Here is a 9,527-nt window from a genome sequence, read left to right as displayed (position 1 = left end):
AGGCGATCTAGCGACGGCCTTCGCGAAGCCAGCCGCCCAGCAGGAAGCCACCAGCCAGCAGCAGTACCAGCCACGGCGGCAGCAACCCGGCTTGAGTAACGTCCCGCGTCTCATAGGCCTCGCGCGGGGTAAGACCGATCCAGCCACGCCCCGCCGCCGGACGCCCAGCGCGGACGTTGCGGATTGAAGGTAAACCCTCTTCCAGCCGGATCACACCACCGCGCATGGCGGCGATCACAGGCTCCAGCACTTCACCTGTTGCGATGGTACGCTCAAACTCTTTCGGAGCCGCAGGACCGAGGCCGATCACGGCCATCAAATCGCCCTCCTGCAGGCGATAGAGGCCAATCTCGGGTCCGAAATATTGCGCCTCGAACCGTCCGGGCGAGACCTCTTCAAGGATGATCTCAAGCGTTTCGCCATTGGGCCGAGTGATCGTGACCGGACCGACCTCTTCCTCGAGAGTCTGGCGAATAATGCGCATCGACTGGCCGTTCGCCTCGGCCCAGAGCGCTTCTTCTTCAAGCTCGGGCTCTTTCATCATCCAATGGGCCAGACGGCGCAGCAGTTCCAACTGAGGCCCGCCGCCTTCAAAACCCCGGCTCCATAGCCAGGCGTGGTCTGACGCCAACAGGGCCACCCGTCCCTCACCGACCCGGTCCAATACCAACAGCGGCCGGTCCTCAAGGCCGGTCATAAGCACCTGGCCCGAGCGCTCATTCACATCGATCTGGCGCAGCCACGCGCCCCAATCCTCGGAATCGCCAAGATTGGTGGTCACAGGGTGCCGATGCCCCAGATCGCTGACCATGGGAACATAGCGCTCTTCGATCACCCGTGCCGTCGGTTGCGCCGGAAGACTGCCCGCGAGGGGCGAGCGGAAGATGCTGTCCGCGGTGGCGAAATCAGGGCCTGCGGCGATCAGCACAGCGCCCCCGTTGTCGATATAATCGGCCACGTTATCCAGATAGATCGCAGGCAAGATGCCCCGGCGTTTGTAGCGATCAAAGATGATCAGGTCGAAATCATTGATCTTCTCCAGAAACAACTCACGTGTCGGGAAGGCGATCAGAGACAATTCATCCACCGGGACGCCGTCCTGTTTCTCGGGCGGGCGCAGAATGGTGAAATGCACCAGATCGACCGAGCTGTCGGATTTCAGCAGGTTGCGCCAGGTGCGCCCGCCGGGATGCGGCTCGCCCGACACCAAAAGAACGCGCAGCCGGTCGCGCACGCCGTTCATCTGGATCAATGCGGTATTGTTGCGATCGGTCAGTTCACCTTCGGCCTCCGGAACCGTGAACTGGATGACGTTCCGCCCGCCATGCGGCAGAGAAATCGGCAGTTCGACATCCACGCCAATGGGTATACGGAATTCCTCCGGCTCGCCCCCATCAACCGAGATTTCAAGCGGCGCGCTGGTGGCCCCGCCCGGAGCCGCCCCGCTGTCTTCAACGCGCAGGGTCAGGGTTACGGGTTCACCGATGATGGCAAAGGCAGGTGCATTGCGGACGATGAGCCTGCGATCCCAGTCGCTCTCACGTCCGGTCTGCAAAAGTTGCAGTGGCGCAGGCAAGTCGGGCGCTTGATCAACGTCATGAACGATCCCGTCCGAGACCACAAGTATACCGGCCACCCGCGCGCGCGGCTCCTCGGCCAGGGCCGCATTCACAGCGGCCATCACCTGCGTGCCTTCGTCGCCATCTCCGTCGCCCACGCGGATGCGGCGCAGCTCGGTATTGTCACGCGACTCGATCTCGGCCGCCAAGGCCTCAGCCGCTTGGGCGGTTTGGTCGGCCCTGTCCGAGAGCGTCTGGCTGGCGCTTTCATCCTCGATCATCAGAACGATATCTGTCAGCGGCGCGCGGTCTTCGACCTGATAGACCGGACCGGCAAGCGCCGCGATCACCACCAAAACGGCCAAGCCGCGCAACGCCCATCCGGACAACCCACGCCAGACCGCCAAGACCACGCCTGCAACGGCGATCGAGGCGACCGCAAGTAGTATTGGCCAAGGGATCAGCGGATCAAAGATAACGGTTCCGGTCATTGTCCCAACCTGTCCAGCAGAGCAGGCACATGGACCTGATCGGATTTGTAGTTCCCGGTCAGCACATGCATCACCAGATTGACCCCAAAGCGATTGGCCAGCTCGCGCTGACGCTCCCCCGCATAGCCACGCCCGACGGGGAGGAGGGCCTGCCCGTTTCGATCAACCGCCCAGGCCCCGGCCCAGTCATTGCCACCGATCACCACGGGCGTCACGTTGTCGTTGAGGTTGCGGAAGGGCATCCCTTCGATCTGTTCCGCATCCAGCGGAGCGGCCTCAACCCAGACATCTGTTCCTGCGTAGCGTCCGGGGAAATCCTGCAGAAGATAGAAGGTCCGCGTTAGCACATGATCGTTCGGAATCGGCTCTAACGCGGGGATATTCAGCGGCGCAGCCAGTTGCTGTAGCTTTCGCCCATTGGGACTGGAGGCACCGAACCCTGCGATATCCGCATCGCGCGTATCAAACAGGATCATACCGCCCGAGCGCAGATAGGCATTCAGCTTGGCATATGCCTCATCCGAAGGGCGCGGCTGATCCTGCGTGATGGGCCAGTAGAGCAATGGGAAAAAGGCCAGCTCGTCCCGTTCCAGATCAACGCCAATCGGCGCAGCGGGTTCGACCGAGGTTCGGTAGTTCAACGTCTGGGCCAATCCCTGCAACCCGGCTTGCGCGATGTCGTCCACCTGGCTGTCGCCAGTCAGCACATGCGCCAAAACCAGTTCGTGCGTGGCGGCGAGGGCAAAGTCGGTCTCATCGGGCGACTGCGCCTGCGCCTCGGGCACGAGCAACACGGCCCCCATAGCAACCGCTGCCGCCTTGGCCAGACCCAAACGGCCCGACAAGGCCAGAGACGCGACTGCGTCCACGGTCAAAAGGATCAATGCGAGGCTCAGAAGTATTCCTCCCAAGGGCGTCTCGGTTGAGGCCTCCTGCCCACGGATCGGCACATCTGCGGGCCATGCAACAGGGCTGAGCGTTGTATCCTCGGACAGCACATTCCGCGCCAGCTTTTGTTTGCCGCTCTCATAGAGACCGGGGCGAAGGTCGGGCCCGATCTGCCCTGACACCAGCTCAACCCCATCCACACCCGCCAGCGTACCGGCATCGGACAACGCGCCGAACCCATCCATGATCTGAACCGGCTCCCACGTGGTGCCCTCCAATTGCGCGACCTGACGCGATTTCGCGGCCGAGGCAACGGCCAGACGGTCCAGCATTTCCACGAATAGGCCAGACAGCGGCAAGCTGGACCATTCCGCATCGGCGGTCACGTGGAACAGGACAACCTGCCCCAAACCTAGCGCCTTGCGGGTGACCAGAGGGGTGCCGTCCGACAGCGACGCAATCACGCGATCGGCCAAGTTAGGGTCTGGTTGCGCCATGACCTGAGTGGAAACGGTCACATCATTCGGTATCTGCAACCCGTAGAAGGGCGAGTCCTCTGGAAAGGGTGCCAGTGTCTTGGATTCCCCCCAGCTCATCGCGCCGCCAACGGTGCGCCCGCCGCTGCGCAGGCGAACGGGCAGCAGCGTATCCTCTTCGTCGCGCCCCAGATCGCTGGCCGCCATGCGGGGCCCCGCAAACCGCAGCAACAGACCGCCTTGCTTGACCCATTCGATCAGACCAACCTCTTCCGGGCCCGAGATCTGGGCGACATCCGACAGAACAATCACATCGGGATTGGCGGGTAGAACCTCGGGCAGGCCGCCCTCAACAAAATCGGCGGTGGGGATCAGAACTTGCGTCAGGTAGTGCAGCGGCGACAACAGCTCCAACCCTTCGCGGTTGAGGGTCCCTGCAATCAGCGCGACTTCGCGGCGCCGCAGACTGTCATCAGTCAGCGTCACCGCCCCGGCCGAGCGCTGGCCCTGCAGCTCAAACCGTGTGATCCGGGCGCGCAGCTCAGACGGCAGGGCGAGGTCGATTTGGGCCTGGGTCTCGCCAGCTGCGAACGTCATTTCGGCCGATTGCAATACCCGCGCCGTGCCCGCAGGGTCGCGGCCTTGCGCCAGAACGGTCACGCTCTCCTCCGGGCCCGGTTCGGCCCGTAATGCGGTCAATTGAATGACGCCGTCCTGATAAACGGCAGGCAAAAGCGCCAGCGCCGCCGCGTTCGAGCGGTAGACAGTGACCTGCCCGCGGGACTGCAGTTCAGACACTAACTCTGGGTGATTTTCATAGTTCAAGCGGTCGCTGAACCAATGCGTATCAAACCCGCCGTCGACCTTATCCAGCGCGGCGATGACCTGATCAACCTGATCCTCGGTCGGCTGCCATGGGTTCGGAGCAAGGCCCGGCAAACGGTTGCGCCACGCCTCGGCCGCCTGGAACACGGGCGGCTCCGGCTCGGTCAGGCGCAGGATCGAGACGGGGCGGCCCGCGCGTCCGGCTTCGGTCAATTGCGCGTCGATCTGGTCTAGCGTTGACGACCAGCGCGTCGCCCCGGCCCAGCTTGCATCCAGCACCAACATCAGGGGACCCGTGCCCGTCTGATCGCGCGACGGGTTCAACACGGGACCGGCCAAACCGATGATGATAGCTGCTGCCGCCAGCATCCGCAGTAAAAGTAACCACCAGGGTGTCCGGTCCGATACGCTCTCATCATCTTTGAGGCCGAGTAGAAGTGTGACCGCCGGGAACATCCGACGGATCGGCGCGGGTGGGACCGCGCGCAGGATCAGCCACAGGATCGGCAGGGTCAGCAGACCCAACAACACCCATGGCGCGGTGAAACCGATGCCCGCCAAAACGGTCATTGAACACCCCCGTCCAGCGCACGATAGAGCCACAATAGAGCCGATTGCGCGCTTTCTCCGGTGTGGTGCAGACCCAATTGCCAGCCGGTCGCGCGGCACAGATGCGTCAGCGCATCCTTGCGCGCGGCAAGGCGGTCCAGATACCGGTCGCGCAGCTCTCCGGCCTTTAGCGTTTCATGCCGAACGGTGCCGCCGACGCTTTCAAAAATGGTGCGGCCCGCGAAGGGGAATGTCTCCTCCCCCGGATCGAGGACTTGCAACAAAACGCCCCGAACGCCGCGGTCTGCGGCTTTGGTCAGGGCCAGTTCAACCTCATCCATCGGGCCAAGAAAATCCGAGATGAACACCGCACGGGCATGAGGGATCATAGCGCGGTGTTCCGGTGGAGCGTAGTCGACCTCCGAGTCCTCGGACCAGGCCTGCGCCAGACGAATGATCTGCGCATTCCCACGTCTGGGCGGCAGGGTTGTACCTGTCAGGCCAACACGCTCGCCCCCGCGTACCAGAAGAATCGCGGTCGCCAGACCCAACAATCGGGCACGATCCGCCTTGGAGGGCAGCGCCTTATCCGAAGCAAAGCGCATCGAGGCCCCCTGATCGATCCACAGCATGACCGACTGCGCGATCTGCCACTCGCGTTCGCGCACGAATTGCTGATCCCCGCGCGCTGAACGGCGGTGGTCGATCATCCGGCGGCTGTCTCCGATCTGAGCGGGACGATATTGCCAGAAGTCGTCCCCCATGCCGGATCGCCGCCGACCATGGTCACCTAGTAGAACAGTGCCGGCCAGATGCTCGGCACGCGCCAATAGCGGCGGCAGCCGGGACGCCTCGGCCTCGGATCGTTGACGAAGGGTCAGCGCAGCATTCACGCCGCAGCCTCAGTGCGGATCAGGCCAGCCGCTGTGCTATCGATCAGATCGGCAAGGCTGTCGCCCCGCGCGCGCGCCGCGAAGTTCAGAGCCATCCGGTGGCTGAGAACCGGGCGCGCCATATCCAGAACGTCCTCGGCATTCGGGGCCAGACGCCCCTGCAGCATCGCCCGCGCCCGAACGGTCATCATCAGCGCCTGCGCCGCACGCGGGCCGGGACCCCAAGCAACGGTTTCAGCGACGCGATCCGAGACGCCCGCTTCGTCAGGACGGAACGCGCGGACCAGATCGAGGATCAGTTCCACAACCGAATCCCCCACAGGCATCCGGCGCAACAGGACCTGAGCGGCCAATAGTTCTTCCTTGCTGAATATCTGATGCGCCTCTTCCTCGGCCACGCCGGTGGTGGCCAGCAGGATATCCCGCTCGGTCTGGCGATCAGGGTATTCCACGTCGATCTGCACAAGGAAACGGTCCAGCTGAGCTTCGGGCAGCGGATAGGTGCCCTCCTGCTCAATCGGGTTCTGCGTTGCCAACACGTGGAATGGCGTGCCCAGCACCCGGTCTTCGCCCGCCACAGTCACCGTGCGCTCCTGCATCGCCTGCAGCAACGCCGACTGCGTCCGCGGACTGGCGCGGTTGATCTCATCCGCCATCAGCAACTCGCAGAAGATCGGCCCCGAAATAAACCGGAAATGACGGCTGCCATCATCGGCTGTATCCAGAACCTCGGACCCCAGAATATCGGCCGGCATCAGGTCGGGCGTGAATTGAATACGGTTGCCATGCAGGCCCATCACGGTGGACAGCGTCTCAACCAGTCGGGTTTTGCCCAGACCTGGCAAGCCGATCAGCAGGGCATGGCCCCCGCACAGCAGCGCCGTCAGGGTCAGGTCCACGACCCTCTCCTGCCCGATGAAGCGGCGGGTGATCGAGGATTTCGCCTCTTGCAGCTTGTTTTCCAACGCTTCGATCTCGGACACGAGGTCGGCAGGTTCGGACATGACTTTCCCTTCCGTGGACTATTATAGATGAAGTCTATCGCGCTGAGAGGAAATGGCAAAAGCAATGAGCGGACAAAAACCTGTGAAACCTTCCCCTGACGGTCTTGCGGCTTCAATCAAAGCGACCAAAACCAAGGGTTTACCCCCCGTTCACCTCTGGAATCCCCCTTTTTGCGGTGATCTGGACATCCGGATCGCCAAAGATGGCACTTGGAGTTATTTAGGCTCGCCCATCACCCGTTTCGAGCTTGTGAAGCTTTTTTCCTCAATTCTTAAGCTGGAGGACGGGAAATACTACCTGGTGACCCCAGTCGAGAAGGTGGGAATCACCGTCGAGGATGCGCCGTTCATCGCGGTGGACGTCGATGCCTCGGGCGAGGGGCAGGCGCAGGCTCTGGCTTTCACCACCAAGGTTGGCGATGTCGCGGTGGCCGGGCCAGATCATCCGATCCGCGTTATCATGGACCCGCAGACCCAGGAACCCTCTCCATACATTGTGATCCGCGACGGCCTTGAGGCCCGGATTGACCGCAAGAGCTTTTACCGATTGGTCGAGATGGGAACCCACCATGAGGGCTGGTTCGGAGTTTGGTCCGAACAGCGCTTCTTTCCGTTGATCAAATCAGAAGACCTGCCGGATTAAGCCGGCTTTGCAACTTTGCGATCCTGCGCCAGCACGACGGCCACCGCAACGACCCCTGCGCCCAAAGCGCGGGTCCAGTTCCACTCTTCCCCCAGCACCAGCATGATCAGCATCACGTAGAACGGTGCGATGTTGATGTGGAATGAGGCCAATGCAACGCCTAGTTTCCCGACGGATCCGACAAACAGAACCTGGCTGAGGCCCATAGACACCAAAGCATAGATTCCAAGCATTCCGATCTGTTGAACATCAATCTGCGCCGTTGGCATGACGTCCATACCCACTTGGCGTGCCCCGAAGAACAGCAACAAAGCGACGACCAAGCCGCCGAAGAACGTAATAGTGCTGCGCCCGGTTTGGCTCAGTTCGGGAAAATCCCGCGCCGTTGCCATGGTCGCCCAGCAGAACAAACCGGTGGACACGATGGCGCAGATCGCGCCCAAACCTAGTTGCGCGGGCGCCACTGCACTGGTCGCGATCAGACCGCCAATGATGGACACCACAACGCCCAGCGCAAAATTCCAACGCAACCGCCGTGTCCCGGTCGCGAGTTCAATCAGAGTGGCAAACAAAGGCGCGCATGAAGCAATTATGGCAACCGTCACCGGATCTGTAAGCTTCTGCGCCACGATGATCAGGAACATCCCGGCCCCGAGTGTCCCGCCAACAAGCATCGCATGACCCCAACGGGCGCGCAAAACCCGGCTTGGCCCGTCGATCAGGAACCACAGAGGCACCATGACCGCCACGGCGAGCGTCAGGCGCGCCACGAACAGCGCGACCGGAGGCCAGGTCTGCAACAACACTTCAGCCGCGGGAAACCCCGCCGCCCAGGTCAGCATGGAGGCCACAGCCAGACCGTTTCCAGACAAGGCCGAGCTACGGCCAATGGACATAGGAAGAGTGTTCCCGCGCACAGGATCAGGGCTCATCGCCATGGGATCGGACCTTCTGTTGGAACGGCGCAGAAAAATGATTCGCCGTGTTAGCCCAAACATCCGCCGGTTTGGGCCTGCCTTCTTGTCGATTTTCGACAATCTGTCGTTTTCAATCCCTTTCCTCGAAAATCGGTGGAGACTAAGCTTGGGCGGATCACCGACCCAAAGGCCTCTCATGCCCAAATTCGCTGCCAATATCTCTCTGCTTTTTGCCGAACTCCCCTATCTGGAGCGGTTTCAGGCCGCGGCCGATGCGGGCTTCAAGGCCGTTGAAATTCTGTTCCCCTATGAGCTGGCCGCGAAAGAGACCCGCCGTGCCCTTCTGGCCAACGGGCTGGAGCTTGTGCTGATCAACGCGCCTCCGCCAAACTACACCGGGGGTGAGCCGGGCTATGCCGCCGTTCCCGGCGGTGAGGCGCGGTTCCAATCCGATATCCGCCGCGTCTTGCGCTATGCCGATGTGCTCAAACCCGGCCTGATCCACATCATGTCCGGCTATGCATCGGGGCCTGAGGCGCTGGATTGCTTTGTTCGCAACCTGCAATGGGCCGCCGATACAGCCCCCGGCCAGACCTTCACCATCGAGCCGCTGAACCAAGTGTCCCAACCCGACTATTTCCTCAACGACTACGATTTGGCCGCGGAGGTTTTGGACCGCGTGGATCGCCCCAACCTGGGCCTGCAATATGACAGCTTTCACGCACAGATGATCCACTCGGATCCGCTGGAGATTTGGGACCGTTTTCACAATCTCGTCATCCACGCCCAGATCGGCGCAGCACCCCGCAGGTCCGAACCGGGTAGCGGAGATCTGGATTTTCAGACCCTGTTCAAGGCGATGGAGGTCTCTGGCTATGAAGGATGGGTCAGTGCGGAATATACTCCCTCAACAGCTTTGACGAGCTCATCCCTGGATTGGATGCATAAGGCAGTTCTTGCCAATGCAGATCTCTGACCCGCAGATAGGGCGGTCCGTCGTACCGTAGATACCAAGGAAACACCTTATGATCCCTGCCCGCTATGCCCGCGCCGTGTTCAGCCTGATCATGTCCGGGCTGATGTCCTGCATCGTCACCGGGATCGCCACGGTCAAAGCCATCGGCTTTGGCCCCTCTACCCTTGGCGATTGGATGGCCTCATGGGCCTTTTGCTGGCCCATCGCCTTCACCGTAATCCTGTTGTTTGGCCCCAGTGTGCAACGGTTCGTCAATCGCATGGTCAGGCCGCAGGACTGACCCGCTGTGAAGAGGGCCCTCCGGGC

The 9,527-nt window shown here is 61.9% G+C and carries 8 protein-coding genes; 3 read left to right on the top strand and 5 right to left on the bottom strand.

What is annotated here, in order from left to right; translation table 11 throughout:
* Positions 1-7 precede the first annotated feature (7 nt).
* From ACP15L_RS15155 to ACP15L_RS15140, 4 genes are read right to left on the bottom strand one after another with little or no spacing between them, the layout of a single operon-like run.
* A complete protein-coding gene (locus tag ACP15L_RS15155) occupies positions 8-2,050 on the bottom strand; it encodes a hypothetical protein (protein WP_425084816.1) in 2,043 nt (680 codons plus the stop codon).
* Positions 2,047-4,809: a DUF4159 domain-containing protein gene (locus ACP15L_RS15150; protein WP_425084815.1), complete on the bottom strand. Its 2,763-nt coding sequence runs from the start codon at positions 4,807-4,809 to the stop codon at positions 2,047-2,049. Before ACP15L_RS15150 ends, ACP15L_RS15155 begins: the two co-directional genes overlap by 4 nt.
* Positions 4,806-5,681 carry a DUF58 domain-containing protein gene (locus ACP15L_RS15145; protein WP_425084814.1) on the bottom strand — a complete coding sequence of 292 codons (876 nt, stop codon included), beginning with the start codon at positions 5,679-5,681 and terminating at the stop codon, positions 4,806-4,808. Before ACP15L_RS15145 ends, ACP15L_RS15150 begins: the two co-directional genes overlap by 4 nt.
* Positions 5,678-6,685, bottom strand: a complete 1,008-nt coding sequence (locus ACP15L_RS15140; RefSeq protein WP_425084813.1) for an AAA family ATPase — start codon at positions 6,683-6,685, stop codon at positions 5,678-5,680. The genes ACP15L_RS15145 and ACP15L_RS15140 overlap by 4 nt, the downstream gene beginning before the upstream one ends.
* A 64-nt stretch (positions 6,686-6,749) precedes the next feature.
* Between ACP15L_RS15140 and ACP15L_RS15135 the strand changes: the two genes are divergently transcribed.
* Positions 6,750-7,328 (top strand): DUF1285 domain-containing protein, encoded by a 579-nt coding sequence (locus ACP15L_RS15135; protein WP_425084812.1) that lies wholly within the window; start codon positions 6,750-6,752, stop codon positions 7,326-7,328.
* Here the strand turns inward: ACP15L_RS15135 and ACP15L_RS15130 are convergent.
* Entirely contained in the window at positions 7,325-8,224 is a 900-nt protein-coding gene (locus ACP15L_RS15130; protein WP_425084811.1) for a DMT family transporter, read from the bottom strand. The two genes, ACP15L_RS15135 and ACP15L_RS15130, sit on opposite strands and share 4 nt — an antisense overlap.
* Positions 8,225-8,441: 217 nt before the next feature.
* Between ACP15L_RS15130 and ACP15L_RS15125 the strand changes: the two genes are divergently transcribed.
* Positions 8,442-9,221 (top strand): hydroxypyruvate isomerase family protein, encoded by a 780-nt coding sequence (locus ACP15L_RS15125; protein WP_425084810.1) that lies wholly within the window; start codon positions 8,442-8,444, stop codon positions 9,219-9,221.
* Positions 9,222-9,270: 49 nt separating this feature from the next.
* Complete coding sequence (locus ACP15L_RS15120) at positions 9,271-9,501, top strand: DUF2798 domain-containing protein (RefSeq protein WP_170472889.1); 231 nt, start codon at positions 9,271-9,273, stop codon at positions 9,499-9,501.
* The last annotated feature ends 26 nt before the right edge of the window (positions 9,502-9,527 follow it).

The sequence above is a fragment of the Ruegeria profundi genome, from assembly GCF_049800715.1.
GTDB classification, from domain to species: Bacteria; Pseudomonadota; Alphaproteobacteria; order Rhodobacterales; family Rhodobacteraceae; genus Ruegeria; species Ruegeria profundi_A.
Note: the sequence above shows the minus strand (reverse complement) of the source record. Positions and strands in the feature narration are given on the sequence as shown.

What these genes read in the sequence shown, in the direction of transcription:
- ACP15L_RS15130 (WP_425084811.1), bottom strand. Translation starts at nt 8,224, where the DNA reads ATGTCCATTGGCCGTAGCTCGGCCTTGTCTGGAAACGGTCTGGCTGTG.
- ACP15L_RS15125 (WP_425084810.1), top strand. Translation starts at nt 8,442, where the DNA reads ATGCCCAAATTCGCTGCCAATATCTCTCTGCTTTTTGCCGAACTCCCC.
- ACP15L_RS15155 (WP_425084816.1), bottom strand. Translation starts at nt 2,050, where the DNA reads ATGACCGGAACCGTTATCTTTGATCCGCTGATCCCTTGGCCAATACTA.
- ACP15L_RS15150 (WP_425084815.1), bottom strand. Translation starts at nt 4,809, where the DNA reads ATGACCGTTTTGGCGGGCATCGGTTTCACCGCGCCATGGGTGTTGTTG.
- ACP15L_RS15140 (WP_425084813.1), bottom strand. Translation starts at nt 6,685, where the DNA reads ATGTCCGAACCTGCCGACCTCGTGTCCGAGATCGAAGCGTTGGAAAAC.
- ACP15L_RS15135 (WP_425084812.1), top strand. Translation starts at nt 6,750, where the DNA reads ATGAGCGGACAAAAACCTGTGAAACCTTCCCCTGACGGTCTTGCGGCT.
- ACP15L_RS15120 (WP_170472889.1), top strand. Translation starts at nt 9,271, where the DNA reads ATGATCCCTGCCCGCTATGCCCGCGCCGTGTTCAGCCTGATCATGTCC.